The 16,838-nt window shown below is 57.9% G+C and carries 19 protein-coding genes; 11 read left to right on the top strand and 8 right to left on the bottom strand.

The features are described from left to right. The first annotated feature begins 8 nt into the window (after positions 1-8). From ACW4TB_RS20495 to ACW4TB_RS20460, 8 genes are all read left to right on the top strand, one after another. Positions 9-3,092 (top strand): conjugal transfer protein TraU, encoded by a 3,084-nt coding sequence (locus ACW4TB_RS20495; RefSeq protein ID WP_023662980.1) that lies wholly within the window; start codon positions 9-11, stop codon positions 3,090-3,092. Next, positions 3,089-4,333 (top strand): conjugal transfer protein TraW, encoded by a 1,245-nt coding sequence (traW, locus tag ACW4TB_RS20490; protein ID WP_023662981.1) that lies wholly within the window; start codon positions 3,089-3,091, stop codon positions 4,331-4,333. The genes ACW4TB_RS20495 and traW overlap by 4 nt, the downstream gene beginning before the upstream one ends. Continuing rightward, on the top strand, positions 4,333-4,926 hold the full coding sequence (locus tag ACW4TB_RS20485) for a hypothetical protein (RefSeq protein WP_009682444.1): 594 nt from the start codon (positions 4,333-4,335) through the stop codon (positions 4,924-4,926). Before traW ends, ACW4TB_RS20485 begins: the two co-directional genes overlap by 1 nt. Beyond that, positions 4,923-7,100 carry a DotA/TraY family protein gene (locus tag ACW4TB_RS20480; protein ID WP_455828509.1) on the top strand — a complete coding sequence of 726 codons (2,178 nt, stop codon included), beginning with the start codon at positions 4,923-4,925 and terminating at the stop codon, positions 7,098-7,100. The genes ACW4TB_RS20485 and ACW4TB_RS20480 overlap by 4 nt, the downstream gene beginning before the upstream one ends. Before the next feature lie 121 nt (positions 7,101-7,221). Then, complete coding sequence (locus ACW4TB_RS20475; RefSeq protein ID WP_009682447.1) at positions 7,222-7,728, top strand: hypothetical protein; 507 nt, start codon at positions 7,222-7,224, stop codon at positions 7,726-7,728. Positions 7,729-7,756: 28 nt separating this feature from the next. Beyond that, the gene (locus ACW4TB_RS20470) at positions 7,757-8,521 is read left to right on the top strand and encodes a hypothetical protein (RefSeq protein ID WP_031325694.1); all 765 of its coding nucleotides are present in this window, start codon (positions 7,757-7,759) and stop codon (positions 8,519-8,521) included. Between the two features lie 25 nt (positions 8,522-8,546). Next, positions 8,547-9,458, top strand: coding sequence for a hypothetical protein (locus ACW4TB_RS20465; RefSeq protein ID WP_172828426.1), 912 nt, complete (start codon positions 8,547-8,549; stop codon positions 9,456-9,458). Between the two features lie 46 nt (positions 9,459-9,504). Next, positions 9,505-9,894, top strand: coding sequence for a hypothetical protein (locus ACW4TB_RS20460; RefSeq protein WP_009682450.1), 390 nt, complete (start codon positions 9,505-9,507; stop codon positions 9,892-9,894). Here the strand turns inward: ACW4TB_RS20460 and ACW4TB_RS20455 are convergent. The 5 genes from ACW4TB_RS20455 to merR all read right to left on the bottom strand — a co-directional run bounded on the left by ACW4TB_RS20455 (position 9,891) and on the right by merR (position 12,171). Further along, complete coding sequence (locus ACW4TB_RS20455; protein ID WP_009682451.1) at positions 9,891-10,130, bottom strand: hypothetical protein; 240 nt, start codon at positions 10,128-10,130, stop codon at positions 9,891-9,893. The genes ACW4TB_RS20460 and ACW4TB_RS20455 overlap by 4 nt on opposite strands. Positions 10,131-10,140: 10 nt before the next feature. After that, positions 10,141-10,398 carry a hypothetical protein gene (locus ACW4TB_RS20450; RefSeq protein ID WP_009682452.1) on the bottom strand — a complete coding sequence of 86 codons (258 nt, stop codon included), beginning with the start codon at positions 10,396-10,398 and terminating at the stop codon, positions 10,141-10,143. 195 nt (positions 10,399-10,593) lie between these two features. Continuing rightward, positions 10,594-10,851: a sigma 54-interacting transcriptional regulator gene (locus ACW4TB_RS20445; protein ID WP_323370650.1), complete on the bottom strand. Its 258-nt coding sequence runs from the start codon at positions 10,849-10,851 to the stop codon at positions 10,594-10,596. Between the two features lie 7 nt (positions 10,852-10,858). Then, positions 10,859-11,713 (bottom strand): LysR family transcriptional regulator, encoded by an 855-nt coding sequence (locus tag ACW4TB_RS20440; RefSeq protein ID WP_280093858.1) that lies wholly within the window; start codon positions 11,711-11,713, stop codon positions 10,859-10,861. Between the two features lie 59 nt (positions 11,714-11,772). After that, a complete protein-coding gene (gene merR / locus ACW4TB_RS20435; RefSeq protein WP_455828510.1) occupies positions 11,773-12,171 on the bottom strand; it encodes an Hg(II)-responsive transcriptional regulator in 399 nt (132 codons plus the stop codon). A gap of 74 nt (positions 12,172-12,245) precedes the next feature. Here merR and ACW4TB_RS20430 point away from each other — a divergent pair, with 74 nt between their 5' ends. From ACW4TB_RS20430 to ACW4TB_RS20420, 3 genes are read left to right on the top strand one after another with little or no spacing between them, the layout of a single operon-like run. Beyond that, on the top strand, positions 12,246-12,596 hold the full coding sequence (locus ACW4TB_RS20430; RefSeq protein ID WP_009682418.1) for a mercuric transporter MerT family protein: 351 nt from the start codon (positions 12,246-12,248) through the stop codon (positions 12,594-12,596). Positions 12,597-12,608: 12 nt separating this feature from the next. Next, on the top strand, positions 12,609-12,884 hold the full coding sequence (gene merP, locus ACW4TB_RS20425; RefSeq protein ID WP_003150552.1) for a mercury resistance system periplasmic binding protein MerP: 276 nt from the start codon (positions 12,609-12,611) through the stop codon (positions 12,882-12,884). 7 nt (positions 12,885-12,891) lie between these two features. Further along, entirely contained in the window at positions 12,892-13,104 is a 213-nt protein-coding gene (locus tag ACW4TB_RS20420; RefSeq protein WP_003089113.1) for a GDCCVxC domain-containing (seleno)protein, read from the top strand. Between the two features lie 12 nt (positions 13,105-13,116). Here ACW4TB_RS20420 and ACW4TB_RS20415 read toward each other — a convergent pair whose 3' ends face one another. The 3 genes from ACW4TB_RS20415 to ACW4TB_RS20405 are packed head-to-tail and all read right to left on the bottom strand — an operon-like array spanning position 13,117 to position 16,763. After that, on the bottom strand, positions 13,117-16,110 hold the full coding sequence (locus tag ACW4TB_RS20415; RefSeq protein ID WP_003089110.1) for a Tn3 family transposase: 2,994 nt from the start codon (positions 16,108-16,110) through the stop codon (positions 13,117-13,119). Positions 16,111-16,113: 3 nt separating this feature from the next. Further along, positions 16,114-16,524, bottom strand: a complete 411-nt coding sequence (locus tag ACW4TB_RS20410) for a putative toxin-antitoxin system toxin component, PIN family (protein WP_003150546.1) — start codon at positions 16,522-16,524, stop codon at positions 16,114-16,116. Then, a complete protein-coding gene (locus ACW4TB_RS20405) occupies positions 16,524-16,763 on the bottom strand; it encodes a ribbon-helix-helix domain-containing protein (protein WP_003089107.1) in 240 nt (79 codons plus the stop codon). Before ACW4TB_RS20405 ends, ACW4TB_RS20410 begins: the two co-directional genes overlap by 1 nt. Between the last annotated feature and the right edge of the window lie 75 nt (positions 16,764-16,838).

The raw sequence follows: 16,838 nt of genomic DNA, 5'->3' as shown, positions 1-16,838 counted from the left end.
GAGGCAGCATGGGACTTCTCGATAAGTGCGTAGACGCACTGGAAGGTACCTTGGAGTACCTCGCAAAACACTTCATTCACAAGGACATGACCAGTTACTGCGAACTGGCCACTGCTGTGGGGCTGACCGATGCTGATATCGAGAAATCCCCGGATCTGAAGGATCCCTACACCTTGGTCAACAGTGACTACTCGCTGCTGACAGTATTCGATCTGCAGGGCACGTACCAGATGCTTTCTGAAGCTGAGTTTTCAGAGATGCTGGAGTCCCTGCGCATCCGCATGACCGGATATATGCGTGAAAAGGGCCATAGCCTGACGTTCAGCTTCGAGCGTGATCCTGAGCGTGCTACCGATGAGCTTATGCGCCTCGCCGAACCCTTGTTGAATACCGCCCGACGAATCGGCCTCAAAAGCGAGGACATCATTCTTGATCGAGTGAAGCGAAACGCTCCGCATTGCGCCTGGGAGCAAAACCTGCTGGTCGTCTACACGCACCTCACGTCCTTGAGCAAGGAAGAACAGGATCGCGAACTCGGCGAACTGGCTAAAAGTGCCTCGAAGCACAAGCTTCCGCGGCTCACCTATGGGCAAAATCCCGCATTTGCCCTGGCTGCTCTCAAGTACCGTCATGACACGATGATTGATCGGCTCATGGACGACTTCATCTCGTGTGGGGTTGAGGGCAAGAAAGGGATCATGATGAAGCCATTGAGCGCCCACGAGGCGATCAAGCGCATCAGGATCATGTTGAATCGGGAAGGCACTTCACAGAAGTTCCGGCCCCAAATCGTCGGCGACCGTTTCATGCTTCGCGGCTCGACCGACGCCAAAGACTATTCGGAACTCGTACCCCCGCGCCTCTGCTATCAAGTCTGCAGCAACGACGTTGAGCCAGTTGGTAACTACGTCAAGACTGACAGCCTGTGGCATGGATCGCTTGCGATGGAGCTTGGCCCGCAAGACGTCGTTCACTTCTCAAAACTTTTTGACGCCGTTGGTAAAAAGGATCCGTGGCGCATTCGTTTCGATATCTCGCCGGGCGGGCTTTCAATGATGCGTGCGCGCAAATTGATGGTCGGTTTTGTCGGCGTGTTGCCAGACAACAGGGCGATCCGCGATTCTTTCAAAGACTTAGAGGCAATTTCGAAAGATCAGGCCGTCATGTCGATGAAGGTCATGGCCTCTTGCTGGAGCAATACCAAGACAGATCTCGAAACCAGGCTTTCCCGCCTGGAGAAGGCAATCCAGTCTTGGGGCACCTGCCAAGTACAGAAAACACATGGCGACCCCATGGCCGCTCTCGCATCCTCGATCCCAGGCTTCACGACAAAAAACACCGCTAACCGTCTTCTGCCACCGTTGAAAGAGGCCATGAAAATGTTGCCTTTGCAGCGGCCTGCGACCCCGTGGCCAGATAACGGTTCGTGGATCACTCGGACTCCGGATGGAAAGATTTATCCGATTGGGCTAGGCAGCTCGATCCAAGACACCTGGATCGAACTTGTCTCAGGCATCCCAGGCTCGGGTAAGTCGGTCGCTGCGAACTGCATGCACAACGCAACGTTGCATCGTCCAGGTGCGACCCAGCTCCCTCTGCTAACGATTGCGGATGTTGGCCCATCCTCCTCAGGTCTGATTCAAATGATCCAGGATTCGCTTCCAGATCATCGGAAGTCCGAAGCGGCGTACATCAGGCTGCAGAACAATCGCGACTTCGCATCGAATCCTTTTGATCCTCAGCTTGGGGCGCGTCAACCCACTCGCCGAGAACGCGAATATTGCGTCGACTTCTTGAATTTGCTCTGTGCCAGCGTCGCCAGTGATGGTCAAGGCGGGGCTAAAGCCCGCACGCCTTCCGACTGTGCCGCGGTCAACGAAATGCTGATGACCCTTGTGTATGACGACAAAGCGGGTCGAGGCGCCAATCTGTATGAACCTGATGTAGTGCCTGCGGTGGACAAGGTGCTAGCCGAGTCGGGGATCAGCGCTGAGCATGATGAGAAATGGTGGAGTGCTGCAACCTGGTACGAAGTGACTGACATGCTGTTCGCTGCCGGTTATGTGCGTGAAGCAACCTACGCTCACCGCCAAGCGGCCCCTGTACTGCCCGACTTCACTGCGATGCTGAACAACGAAGGCGTGCGTCAGACATTCGGAGATATCAAGATGGCCAGCGGCGGCGAGTCACTCCTGAAGTACATGGGGCGTTGCTTCACCTTAGCATCGACGACGTACGCGGTCTTTTCCGGCCGTACACGATTTGAAGTTGACTCGACGACACGAGTCATTTCGGTGGACCTCAACGACGTAATTGGATCGAAAACACCAGAGGGCTCGATCAGAACCTCCTGCATGTACATGTTTGCCCGCCACCTAGGGGCTAAGAACTATTTCCTGCGCGAGGAAGACATCCGCCTTGTATCTCCGCCGCTGTACCTCGACTACCACCTGAAGCGTGCCGAAGATGTGGCTTCGCAGCAGAAGACCATAGCCTATGACGAATGGCACAACACCGAAGGCATGGATACCCCAGTGGAAACGCTGAAGAAGGACGGTCGTGAAGGCCGGAAGTGGGGTATCCGAATCATGGTGATTTCACAGTATCTGCGAGACTTTCCCCAGGCCCTGCTCAACGCGGCCACATCGGTCTATGTGTTGCGCGGCGGAAATGTGGATGACGAAAACGTGCTGCGCGAAACCTTCAAGGTTTCTCACGAAACGATCCAGCAGCTGCACCTGCAGTGCATAGGTCCTGGGCGCAATGGCGCAAATATGCTGGCCCTATTCAAGACGAACCAAGGCACGATCACCCAAATTTTGACCAATACAACTGGTCCGCTTGAACTCTGGGCAATGTCTACCACCCAGCAGGATATGGCGCTACGAAAAGAGTTGTACAACCGGATCGGTCCTATGGCTGCTCGCCAGGTCCTCGCCAAGCGGTTCCCTCTGGGTTCTGCCAAGACTCACATTGAGGCACTCGAGTACGCGTCTACCTCCAACGCCAAGGTGAGCGTCGTGAAGAAATTGGCAGAGGATCTGGTAACCGAGTACTACGCCGAACAAAGCCACCGGGGAGAACACGCATGAAGACCATATTCCGCATTACTCCTCTGGCCGTAGCTCTCCTGATCGGCTCCGCAGCTTCAACTCCCGCTTACGCACTTTGCGACGGCTGCGTTGTAGGCGCGATCGGAACCTCAACTGTCACGTTGACCGGGGCGATCGCCGCTACAACAGCCTCAGTGAGCGCCATGAACCTGTCGGTTAGCCAGCTGCTTTACCAGGTGGGTACCGCGACTACCCAAGGCGCAAGCAAGGTTGCCAATACCATTGAAACTGCTGCTCGGGTTCAACGGGAGTTTGACGCGAATCAGGAGCGTAGCCGTCGCTACGAGAATGCCCGCCAGAACTACTACGTGCCCAACTCGATCTGCAGCGAATCCGGTTCGGGCGGTTTCAATGAAGTCAGGGCGGGGGTTGCCGCAGTAAAAGCCTCTATCCGCACAGGTGGAGGGGGGAAAGCTGCCAGCACCAAAATCAACCAGGCTCTTACTGCTCCAGCCCAGCCGCCCTCGATCGATGCCATGCGCTCGGCAAGCATTCATGCTGACTACTGCGATACCGATGATTACGCTGCATATGGTGGAGCAACAGCTTGCCCAGCCGTTTCGACTACCATGCCCGGGGCCGACAAACGCCTCGACTCGTTGACTATCGGCGCCGGCAAGGATGGCAAGGACCAGGACCTCACCTTTACTCAGGCGCAAACCGACGCAGCCAGGATGTACACGCAGAACTCCGCGCGGCGTTCAGTGGCTCCCCAGCTCAAGAAGGGGCAGGCCGAATCTGACGCTGGTGTCCAGTACATCGGCCTGATGAACCAGTACAACTCGATCATCTCCGCTGCGACGGATCCTCAAGATCAAATGATCGCCGCAAGCCAACCACTGGACTCAACTAAAGATCTGCTTAAAGAAGCACGGTCCTCAAAATCGGCTGAGTCTTACTACCAAAAGATTGCCTCGGCAGAAGCTAAGCGCACGGGAACCATGTCGGCCCGCGAATTCGAGTATTTCGAGGTGGGGCGTCGCTACGCAAACACAGAGTACCAAGCTGATCTGCAGAACATGACAGGCGATAACCTGGTGCGTGAGCAGATCCGCGTCCAAACGCAGACCAACTGGTTGCTACTCGAACTGCGCAACGATGTGACCCGCGGGAACATCATCAACGGTCTGAACCTGGCCAGCTCTGCACGGCAGGAATTCGAGCCTGTCTTGGGTGAAAAATACCGGGCTGTTAACGGTCGTATGGGGGGGGCCAACTGATGAGTGAAGAAAAGCTGCAGTCTTCCAAGGTCCGTCGGGGGCTGTCCATCGGGCTCCACCTAGTGATTCCGTTCTGGGCCATGCGTCAGACTTATCGACTGGCCAAAAACGAAGTCTCCAGGTCCAAGGAGCATTTAGAGGTCATTCGGCAATTGTCGGCCGAAGCAAAGGAAACACTGCGCGACCGCCGTGAAAAGGCAGATAGTGAGCAGCTGTCATTCAGCGAGGCGATGAAAAATCGCAAGCCTGGAGCCATGTCCATTCCTGAGCTCTATCGCTACTTTCTGTCCCGCAAGCGCGCCTGCCAGCTGGCAGCCTTGGTCTTGGGACTCTTCGCAGTGCTCGGCATTTTGCTTGGAGTCCATTTCGACTCGTCGAAAGGGGTGGTCCAGGGCTTGCTCTCGATCGCCACGGCAATGCCTCTACTCTTCGCAATGGCTCTGAGCGCCCAGCTGCGGCTATGGCAGCTCAAGACGCAGCGCCTTTCAAAGGAGGAAAAAGGTGGCTTGAAGGACTTCATTCGGGAGAACCGGAACTGGTTCCGGCAGCTGCTCGATCCTGAATACGGCCACGGGAAAGGAGGCCGGCCATGAGAATTCAGCACAAAGCATTTGCCGTGATTGCTGCCATGCTCTGCAGCACCTTGGCTTGGGCTGACAGCACCACACTGGGCGAAATCTCGGAAGCGGCCAAGCGCAGCGGCGATAAATCGCGTGAAGCGCTTGTCTCCATCTATGGCCAGGTCGTGAACAACCCGTTGGCCTCGGCCGGCGGAAGTGGCGACACCATCCTCGCGAATATCTTCCAGGTGTTTAACAGCGCATTGCTTGTCGTGGGTGCGATGTGGGCCTGCTATATCGTATTCCGCAAGCTGACGCGCACTGCCCACGATGGATCGATCTTCGACCGTCAGCAGTCCTCGTCGTGGGGACCTGTGCGACTTGTGTGGGGTGTCGTGTCGCTGGTCCCTACTGCCAACGGTTGGTCGCTCTCGCAGCTGTTGATGCTGTGGTCGGCGTCAGTAATGGGGGTTGGTGTGGCCAACCTCGGCGTCGATGCTGCGATCTCCAGTTTTGAAGATGGCCAATCGATGGTCGTGCAGCCAGTAATGCCCTCAACTGCCGCTCTGGCGCACAGTGTGTATGAAGCCAACCTTTGCTTGCACGGTATCAATGCCGGCATCGCTCAAGCCCAAGCGAGCGGTGGCCTGGTCATTCCGGGCGGCTACATTCAACAGACCGCTACTAACAAAGGGTTCATCCTCAAAAACAACAGCTTTGTCTGTGGTGGAGCGGACATCAGTGGCGACCTCACAGCACAGCCGGCCTCCACGAACATTATCAGCGGCACGATCGATGTAGCCGATATCAGGCAGGCGCACCTGGATGCGCTGAAGGCTATGCAGGCGTCCCTGAGCCAGTCGGCCCAGTCGTTTGTGAATGCCTCTGTCCAACGAGCCAGTGGGTCTAAAACGGCTCTGCCCGACAGCGAGTACGCCATCCAGATCGCAGCGCAGACCTATGAAAACTCGGTGAACAAGGTCGCCGGTACTAAGCAAGGGGACATCAAGCGACTTGCTCAGGAACTCAGCTCAAACATCAGCAAATCGGGATGGTGGGTATTGGGTGCCTGGTATCAGACTTTCGCTCAAGCGAACACCAAACTTTCTGACGCCATGGCCGCAAAAGCAACTGTGTTCGGTATGTCGACCAGCGGAGATCCCTCAGTCGTATCCGTATACGACGAAGCCTACGCGGCCTATAAGGCCCAGCAGGAAACAACCTCCTACACCCCTACGGCAGGCACCAGTGCTACCGGCGACTACTCCAAAGGCGTCGTAGGCGCGGATGCGGGCAACATCATCGGGAGTATGTTCGCTGCGCCTGGCCAGCGAATCGTGAACTACCTGATCGACGTGAATGCCGGCGGCGAAGGGCTGGGTCAGCTCAACCCCCTGATCAAGATGAAGAACCTGGGCGACTACACGATGGTTGCGGCAGAAACGGCCATGGGCGCCTATGTGACCGCGAAGGCCATCGAGAAGGTCAAGGATGGCTGGAGTGTTGCCGGCGTATTCGCCAAGGTGGCAAACGCCGTGACATCGGTTGGAGATGCTTTGAGCGGCGTGCTTGAAGGTGTATCACCATTCATCATTGGCCTCGTCCTGGCGATGTTCATTCTGGGCGGTACGCTCTCGACATATCTCCCCATGGTTCCATTCATCATCTGGTTTGGGGCCGCGGTCAACTGGCTGGTAGTGGTTGGCGAAGCAATCATTGCGGCGCCACTGTGGGCCTTTACGCATCTGGGTAGCGAAGGGGAGGGCATGGGCCACAAAACCTCCCATGGCTATATTTTCCTGCTGAACGTGATGATCCGCCCTGCACTGATGGTCGTCGGGTTCTTCTTGGGCGGGGCCGCGCTGATCGCAGGAGGCACGTTGCTCAACCAGTGCTTCGGGATTGCCCTGGCCAATGCTCAGTTCGACTCTGTGACGGGATTGTTCTCGATCATCTTCTACTTGGCGATCTACTGCAGCATGTGTTTGACCTTGGTCCACAGCTGCTTCAACCTGATCCTGATCGTTCCCGACCAGGTCATTAACTGGGTCGGTGGTCACGCCGCTGCATCGGTGGGCCGTGAGGACAATGAGCGGATGCGCAACGCGATGAACATCTTCGGTAGCCGCCTCGAGCACTTGGCGCCCAGAGGGGGAGCTGGGGGCGACAACAGACGCACCCAGGGAGGAGATGGGATCAAGGGATGATCAAATCGGGGGCCTTCGGGCCCCTTATCAATTGAGGATTGACCTGTCAATGGGTCATGGTAGAATGAACCTAACCTAATTCCGTATTGTGTATCTCATACGGACTTTTGAGGGGGTCGATATGAACATTATCTGGTGGGTCCTTCGTCCTTTTTATTGGCTCGGTCTGTTGCCAGTGATTGCCGTATTCCTGATCGCCTGTGCCCACTTTTCCAGGGACACAGAGGTATCGCTGGGGATCATGGCCATCGCGCTGGTCTATTTCGGGCTCGGTTACCTGCTGTTCTCGGTGGCTCCACGTTATTTCAAATCGCGCCTCGATCGCATGGTCGAGAAGGCCAAGATGACGGGCTTCAACCCGAGCCATGAAGTCGTCTCGGTGATGTTCAACCGCTACGTCGGCTTTGATGCCGCAGCAAAGAAGGCCTTGTACGTAGACGTCAACTTGAACAGCGCGACCTTGATTGACTTTGATCAGGTGTCCAGCTGGGAGCTGGTACCCGATAAAAGCCCGCTCTTGCTGTTTAAGTTAGTCACTCGTGTTCCGAACCTGCATGAAATCGGGGTACGCATCAAGGCGAACCAGTTCGGGGCCTGGAAGTCGGATATGCACACTTTGTTCGGCTGACCAAAAAATTCAACGGAATTGATGCTTTATGAACCTAAAAATGACTGCTGCAGCATGTGTTGTGATGGGGCTCCTGACTGGATGCAATGACAAGGAAGCACCTGCACCAGTATCCACACCCAAGCAGAGCCAGAACGCACAGACGCCTCCCGCGGCACCGGAAAAGCCTGCACAAGTGATCGACACTTCTGTTCCGCTGAACCAGTACCAGGACTTGGCGAGTAACAACGGCAAGCCACTCACGTTCCTGGTGCTTGCTAAGGCGCCTGGGGCCACGACGGAGGACAAGATGGGCTACCTCTCCGCCGACTACCTGGCCACCAGCGACGCCTTCAAGCGCAAGGACATCGAGTCAGCCCAGTGGCCGGCATTCGAGGCCTCGCTGAAATCCTATGCTGCCAATGATTACTACTCGCTGCCGATCTCCGGGTTTGGGGTATCAAGCGTGTTGAGCATGCAGAACGTTTCTGTCGGTCCATACGATTTCAATACGCATTCGTTCCCCCTCACCAGCTACGGGCAGTACTGCTGGGCGAATCCTGTTCGCAACGCTCAAGGAATGAACCTGCAGGTTAAGCCATCGGCGTTCCCATGCAGCCTGCAAGTCAATGACTCTGCCCAGGCTCGGATCATCGAAGAAGCCCGGGCAAAAGGCAGCCTTGACCTTCGAGGCACCTTGTACCTGTACATCCCGGAAGCTGATGGCAACACCGCAGTCGGTCAGATCGTGCGCGGCTCGATCGACCTGGTCGACCAACAAACTAATCAGGTTATGGCGAACTTCACCATGTGACGATCCAAAGCAAAGGAGGTGGCCTATGAAGCATTTAGTGACTCGCGAACCGTGGTGGGCTCAACCGCCCAAACCTGGGCAAAGTGACAAAGACTGCACATGGGGCTACCTCGAACGCTACGACGATGGATCGTTTTCGTTCGACCAGGCCAATCGCCCAAGCGATGAAGAAATTCAAAACCGAAAGGGATGCCGGGTGCCGCCGCACTCTACGTCGCCCTCGACCGGGATTTTACAAGGGAAGGAGACTTCGATGAGTGCGAGCTCGATTCAAGAATGGCAAGGCGTCCTGCAGGACATTGCTGAACAAAAACGGCATCGCCTGACGGGTAGCGAATACAAAGAGGTCATCGCCGCGATCGAGGCGCAGCCCAAGGACATTGAAAGCCAGCACATAGCGCGTCAGTTGGTGGCCAAGCTGGCTCAGCACCAAGGGCACGAATCCGAAGCTCCCTTTCGCGATCAAGGCCTGAATCGGGTGTTCAACGTTGAAAAGTTGCCCGCAGCGCCTGCAGAGGGCGACGAACGTCTGCGGGAACGCGTCATCGCCGGTACCACTATTTTCAAGTCACGTGAATTCGATCATACGTCCGAGCCTTCAAAGCTCAACGAACGCGGGGAGCCTGGCCGGCTTGTCCACGGAAAACGCCTCGACGTCTTCCACAATACCGAAGGCCCGGGCGACAAGTTCGAAGTGTTCCAGGTACGAACCTCCACGCACATTCCTTACAGCACTGGAATCCCAGGCAAACCAGTGGATGGTGAGCGCAAGCCTCATGGGGTGTTCCATAGCTTTGAGGAGGCTGGGAAGAGCATCGACAAGACAGTGGGGGTGATGAGGCATTCTGAGCTGATCAGACAGCGGCAGGCCGAGCATGGCATTCACTGGAAGGAAGCCCCTCCAGCGCCGAAGCCCAGGGCTCCACGGCCAGCATAACCATCCAGAGAGGGCTACGGCCCTCTCGTTCATTTGGAGCAAGCATGTGATTCTACAATTCAAGTTTTTCAACACCGAACAACAAGAAACCGCTCTCTTTCAAACCGAAATAGATCTGAGCGGATTGGTTGCTGTTGCAGAGTCAAAACGCGAAATGATTCGGGAAAAAGGGAAGTCTTTTGCGCAGAGTGCAGTTCCGTTCTGGGCCAGCGAACTGGTCAAAGCAATGGAAGAAAATGATGAGCAGGCCATGGGGCGTCACGCCATTCAAGCCGCTATGGCCGCGTGGTTGGCTGACTCGGTATTCGACGGAGCTACAAAGGCTGATTACGAGTCGAGTTACTTGGAGTTTAACGTTCATCCGACGGGGATGGTCGTACTGAATAGACACCCAATGGCGAGGTACAAGGCGCCCAAAGGGGCGCCTTCCCCTTAAAGGATGATGAAAGGGCAGGCCACGCTGTGGCAGATGGCTTTGCCCTTTGCTTGCACCGGTTCTGCTCGGTCGATGTCAATGAGACCTTGACCCAGCGGGACTGTACAGACCACTCCGTCGACCATGATCAACGCGCTTGATTGGCAAGCCTGGTCAGAGCGGGCCTGAAGCAGATGTGCATAGGCATTCTTGATGTTCTGAACGCCCTGCAATAAAACGCAACGATGAGTATTCATGATTTTCTCCTCACGCTGCGCCGGCAATTTCTGCCGCACGCCGGGTAACGATGATCACCGGAATGGGAAGGGACAGCTCGTCCCGTACGACCAGGGCTTTGCTCTGGCTGTACATCGCGCTGGCCAGCTGACGGCGGGCGAGCATCGACCCGATGCTCGACTGAGTTGATTGAGTGGTTTTGCCATTGCACGGCACGATCAGAGATTCACCAGGCTTCAACTCAGCCAGTGCTTGGGAAACATTGCCGCATGAGATTTTGAGTTCCATCGCTTGCTCCTAGAGAGGGGTAGCCGCCCCGTTTGAATGTTGAAAGTACGTACGTACGTACTTATAATAGATCTTGTTGCACGACTTGTCAGCCAAAAGAGAGAAATCTCTAGATCCAATTGGCATCACCGCTCACGGAAGGAGAAGGGAATGAAACAAGCAATCTCGGTAGGGGGAGGATTGGTGCTGTTGCTACTAGCAACAGTCAGCGCTGCAGCAGAGGAGAGCGGACCGGCGCCTAGCCTCGCTTGATAGTTGTTTGGGCTCGTTTGGCGAGAGCTGCTGCAACAACTTCTTAATAAGTTCGGGAATATCCTGACGCTCGCGAAGCGGTGCGATCACCACTCGCATGCCATTAATTCGGTAGTACAAATCCTCACGAAAACCTTGCTCGTGGATCAATCGGTCCAACTCACGTAATGATGCACTTACCAGCCGGAAGTCCACAGAAATGCTTCGATTAATGAGATCTAATCAGGTCGGCCATACGTTTCTGTAGATCCGATAATGCCAACAGTGCCGCACGTGAGAGTTGGCGATGAGGAGCTACACAAATGGAAAGAACTGGATGACTGACGTGGATACCGTCAAGAGGAACGAAGGCAATGGTTTGCGCTTCTACTTCGCTTGCGACATCCAACCAGGACAGAATCCCCACCCCCACGCCGGCGCGAATTAACGAACGCATCATACGCAAATCGTTGCACGCTACTCGCTGCCGAACATCAAGCCTCAAATGATCGTGAAGCGCATGCACGTGCTTTTGTACAACCAAGGGAGCAGCAGGGAAGATCACTGTCACATCCTGAGTATCGCTCAGACGTAGGCTTTTCCTTCCCGCCAGTGGATGGGAAGTGGGCATGGCAACACCCATCTTGATCACCGCACTCGCGGTCACCGACAGCTCAGCCCCCGCAACAGCATCCAGAACGAAGCCGAAGTCCACCTCAGCAGAGGCAATCATTTTTGCGACATTCTGGCTGTCAGCAACCTTCATACCAAATGTGAGGCCCGGGTACTGCTGCATGAGAGACGAGATGGCTTCAGCCACCATTCCCTCACTAAGCGCGTCGATCAATCCAATATCGATATGACCGCGGCGCAACCCTTGCATCTCGTCGATCTGCTCACGAGTTCGAGCATATTCTTTCTGCCACTGACGGGCATTCGCCAATACTAATTCGCCCGCGGACGTAAGCCTCAAACCGCTTGGGAGTCGCTCAAATAAGGGCACTCCAAGCTCTTCCTCAACCTTAAGAATCTGCCGATCAATAGCCGAGGCAGGGGTTTGGGGAGCAATGGAACCAAAAACCAACGTAAGCTCTGAATCCCACCGTAAAGGGGCTTTCCGATCTCCAGCTCACCCGCCAGGCATTACTCTCTGATCAGTGCCTCGATGATCGGGCAGATCGTTCCGCCGTCTCCCGCATCACATTGCTGCACCAGTTCGCCTAACAGTTGCTGCATGACGACCAAGTCGGCCATCTTCTGCTCGATCAACGCGAGCTTGCGTGCAGCCCGTGCTCGCGTTTCGGCACAGGCGCACGACTCATCCAGCGTCAGCAGTCCACCGACTTCCGAGAGCGTGAAACCCAGCGCCTGAGCCCGCTTGATGAAACGCAGTCGCTTCACCATGTCCACCGGATAGCGCCGATGGCCACCCAAGAGTTTGGCTGGTTCATCCAGCAGCCCGCGTCGCTGGTAGTAGCGGATCGTCTCGACGTTCACCCCGGCGGCGTCTGCCAGCTTGCCAATGGTCAGCTCTGTGGCCATCACTTTCTCCTTGATTCCGTACTTTGGTACGGAGTTTAGAATAGCACCTAGGCAATCAGGCTCAGGAGATGGGAATGGGGATGCAACTCACCGGGAAAGGCTCGCTGGTCGCGAGTTCGCTGACCGCCATCGGTGCGTCGGTGTGCTGTGTCGGGCCACTGGTGCTGTTGGCACTCGGTGTCGGCGGTACGTGGGTGGGCGCTCTGACCATGATGGAGCCACTACGCCCCCTCTTCATCGGGTTGACTCTACTGTTCCTGGGATTGGCATTCCGCAAGCTCTACCTGGTGCCACAGGTTTGTACGCCAGGTACACCCTGCGCCAATCCGCGCACGCTCGTGCGACAGCGACTCGTGTTCTGGATCGTCAGCGTGCTGCTGCTCGGCCTATTGGCCGTGCCGTGGCTCGCCCCGCTGTTCTACTGAAGGAGATTAACCATGCGCAAACTGCTGATCGCCGTGCTTTTCGCCTTGCCCTTCGTGGCGCTGGCGGCTCCCCCGAAAACCGTCACGCTCGACGTGCAGAACATGACGTGCGGACTCTGTCCGATCACGGTCAAGAAGTCGTTGGAGAAGGTGTCCGGCGTGAGTGACGTCCAGGTCAATTTCGACCAGAAGACGGCGACCGTCACCTACGATCCCGATAAGGCCCAGCCCGAGGCACTGACTGAGGCGACCGCGAACGCGGGATACCCCTCCACAGTGCAGAAGTGAGGTCACGATGAGCGCCATTGTCCTTGAGTCCGTGCTGACTTGCCCGCGCTGCGGCTTCGCCAAGCCGGAAACCATGCCCACGGACGCCTGCCAGTTCTATTACGAGTGCAGCAACTGCAAGGCGCTGCTGCGCCCCAACCCAGGGGATTGCTGCGTTTTCTGTTCGTTCGGCTCGGTGAAGTGCCCGCCGATCCAGCAGCAGCTTGGGTGTTGCTCATAGCGTTTAGGGGGATCACAGGTCGTCGTCTGGATTACGCAGTGGCCGCAGCTCGCCGCGCGCAACTTCTTCCGGTACCGCAAAGGAATACCGCCCGAGCATGTTGATGTGCTCGTAGATCAGCGGCGATAGCCGGGCCAAATCCTCTTCCAGCACTGGATAGCCGTGCTGCTTGAGCCGTTCCACGGCCGCCGTCATGTAGAGGGTGTTCCACAGCACGATGATGTTCACCACCAGGCCCAGAGCACCGAGCTGGTCTTCCTGGCCTTCGCGGTAGCGCTGGCGGAGCTCGCCGCGTTTGCCGTGGAACACGGCGCGGGCCAGGCTGTGCCGGCCTTCGCCTCGGTTCAACTGGGTCAGGGTGGCGCGGCGCTTGGACTCGTCGTCGATATAGGTCAACGTGTGCAGAGTCTTTTCGATCCGCCCGAATTCGGCCAGCGCCTGGGCCAGCCGGGTGGGTCTATCTCCCGTTTGCAGCGTGCGCATGATGCCAGTCGCCGGCACCCGGCCGAGTTTGAGCGAGCCGGCCAGGCGCAGCAGGTCGTCCCAGTGCTCGGCGATCAGGTCGAGTTTGACCGACTGGCGGGCCAGCCCGTTGAGCTTGCCGTAGTCCGCGTCCGGGCGCGTGCGCCAGAAGCGGGTACCGCCGACATCGGCCAGCCGCGGACTGAAGTGGTAGCCAAGTAGGCGGAAGAGCCCGAACACCACATCGCTGTAGGCCCCGGTGTCGGTCATGATTTGCGTCGGCTGCAACTCGGTCTGCTGTTCCAGCACGACCGCCAGCAACACCAGGCTGTCGCGCAGCGTGCCGGGCACGGTGATGGCGTTGAGGCCGGAGAATTGGTCGGAAATCAGGTTGTACCAGGTGACACCCCGGCCGGTGCCGAAATACTTCGGATTGGGGCCGGCATGCACGGTGCGCACCGGTACGACGAAGCGCATGCCATCGGCGGAGGCGACCTCGCCGCCACCCCAGACTTGGGCCAGTTCCAGTTGGCTTTGCGCTCCGACCAGGATGGCGTTAGCCGCTGACAGGGTGTCGTCGCGGATATAATTCTGGCTGACCCAGGACAGCCGGTCACGGCGCAGCGCCGGGTTGTCGGTGCGGATCAAGGGCTCCAGGCCGGTGTTGCAGGCCCCGCCCAACAGCACCGCGCAGAGGCTGGTGACCAGGTTGTCGGCGCGTGCATTGCGTTCGGAGACATGGGTGAAGGCCTCGGAAAAGCCAGTGCGGGCGGCGATTTCCAAGAGGATTTCCGGCAGATCGACACGCGGCATCAGGTCAGACACGGCCGCCCGCAGTTGCAGCAACGAGCAGGGCTCGTCCAGCTTGTCCAGCGCCCCGAGCGACAGTTCGGTCTTGCCCTCGGTGTTCTCGCTCAGTTGAATCGCCGGGTTGTCGGGCAGGCGCGCGGCTACTGCCAGCCAGGTTGCATCCAGCTCGACGGACAAGGCGTCCAGGGTGGTTTTGGCGTCGATGGTCAGGCCCAGTGACCGGCAGATGATCGGTCGCGCCGCCAGCCATTCGGCACCGTCGAGCAGGCCAAGGCGCGGGTCGGCATAGCGCCAACTGGGCGAGACGAAGACATCGCGGCGGCGCAGGGCCGTGCGCAGCGCATCGAGCGTGCAGAACACATAGGCACCCATGTCGAGGGAGCCATCTTCGCGGGTGATGTGCTTCTGCCAAGCCTTGGCCACGATCTCCTGCGGCGCGTCATCCTCTGGCTTCCGGCGCGGCAGGTTCAGTTGCAGCCACTCCAGACTAGCCGCCACGCCCTTGCCGGCCGGGCTGAAGCCGAAGCGGATGTGCTTGAGCAGGTCGGGCAGGAAGCGGCGCACGCTGCGGTAGCGCGCTTCCAATGCAAGAAAATAGACGTCATCTACCGGGCGGATCAGCGCGTTGACCTCTTCCAGGGCCTTTTCCAGGGTGGTCCTCGGCAGGTCGTTGAACAGCCGGGCGCGCACGTTGTCATCGCTGATCGAGCTGTCCAGCACGACCTTGCACGCGGCGGCGAGCGTCGCGGCCGACCGATCCAGGTCTTTCAGGCTGCGCATGCGGGCTTTCTTGTCGGCCTTCTCCGCGTTGCTGAACAGGTCGCGCAGCAAGGCCTCCAGGACTTCCAGTGCGTCGTCGTGCGCAGTCGCCTCCAGGCAGAGTGCGAAGGCCACCAGTGTCGCCATCCGCCGCGACGCCGGCAGCCGATTAATCGCGGTGACCTTGGCCGTGTTGGCGAAGCGGGCCAGGGCGGCGATACGGCTGGGAGGGATGTGCGCCGCCGCCGGCAAGGTGATGCCGATGCCGCGCACGTCATCGAGCCGGCGCAGTGCCCGAATCAACGCGGGGCCACTGACCATGACCGGGCCGGAGCGCAATTGATCCAGCCGGGAGCTGCGGTTGCCTTCGGCCACCGTCAGCAAGTCTTGCAGTTGCAATCGCTGTTCCTCAGTCACGCTGCGGCCCAGCGTAAACCAGAGGCGTTCTTCGACCCGACTGCGCAACTGGGCGATAAAGCGCTCTAGTTGAGACACACCAGGCAGGAGGACTTTCTGTGTGAACAGCCACGAGGTGGCTCGCTCAAACAGCACTCCCGGCCGGTCGGTGCCCGTCCAGCAGAGGGCATACAGCCAGCGGCTCAAGCGAAAGCCGATGCCCGGATCGGTGAAATGACGATAGCCAAAGCGGTTCTGAATATCGGTGGCATGTATCCAGCGGCGATGATCGCTATAGCGCTGGAGGCAGTCGGGGTCTGGAATCGCCAGTTGTCGGCAAAGCACCTGCAGGACTTCCACCGGCACGGCGGCGGGCTTGTCCGGCAGAACGCCAACGAAGCGGACGGTGGTCAGCAGAACGGCATAACCCAGACGGTTATGGCTACCCCGCAGCACCTGGATGGCTTCACGGTCTTCATCGCTCAGGTGGAAGTAACGTTCCAGCTCTTCACGGCTGGGCGAATCAACATAGCGGCCAAAACCGTCGCGTTGCTCTTGAGTCAGAAAACCGACCGGCATTGATCACAGCACCTCGACGCAGAACACGGCGGGCGTGACGATCCGCGTGCGTTCGATGTGCCCGCGTTGCAGCAGGCCGGCGCGGCGATCACCGGTTACCAGGTAGTCCGCATCGCCCGCCAAGGCCATGGCCAGCAAAAACGAGTCATCCGGATCATCGGCTTCGACCTCGATGGTCAGGCGCTCCAGTACCACAGCCCGTTGCAGGTTATTGATCATGGCGCCCACCTTGGCGGGCTGTAGGATGGCCTGAAGCTTGGGATAGCGGCTGGCTCGACGAATTTCATCGAGTTGCATCCGCGAGGTCACCACCTCGAAACGCGCCGCCCGCCAGGCACGGTAGATCGCATCGGGCGCGCCATGTGGCGAGATCAGGGCGCTGAACAGGATGTTGGTATCCAACACGACCCGCATCAGCGCTTACGTGCCCAGTCGAGCGCTTCGTCAACCGCGTTGGTCAATTCTGCCTCACTCAGATGGGCGTTAGCGGCCTTGGCCTGCTCAGCGCTCAGCTCCAGGATGTGTGCCCGTACCGCTTCTTCGATGAAGCGCGACAGGTCGCCCTTACGGCCGCCGCCCTGGCTGGCCAGAAACATCCGAAGCGACTGGTCGGTGTCGGCCGAGACGGCGACATTCCAGCGAATGGTATTCATAGCGTTCTCCGCTAATAGGTGTTTGTGTGTTTATACGCCAATCACAAAGGGCGATGCAATGGTTCGACAAAACGA

This window comes from Lelliottia jeotgali (assembly GCF_977070485.1).
The sequence above is the reverse complement of the archived record's forward strand: the minus strand, read 5'-3'. Positions and strand labels throughout refer to the sequence as shown.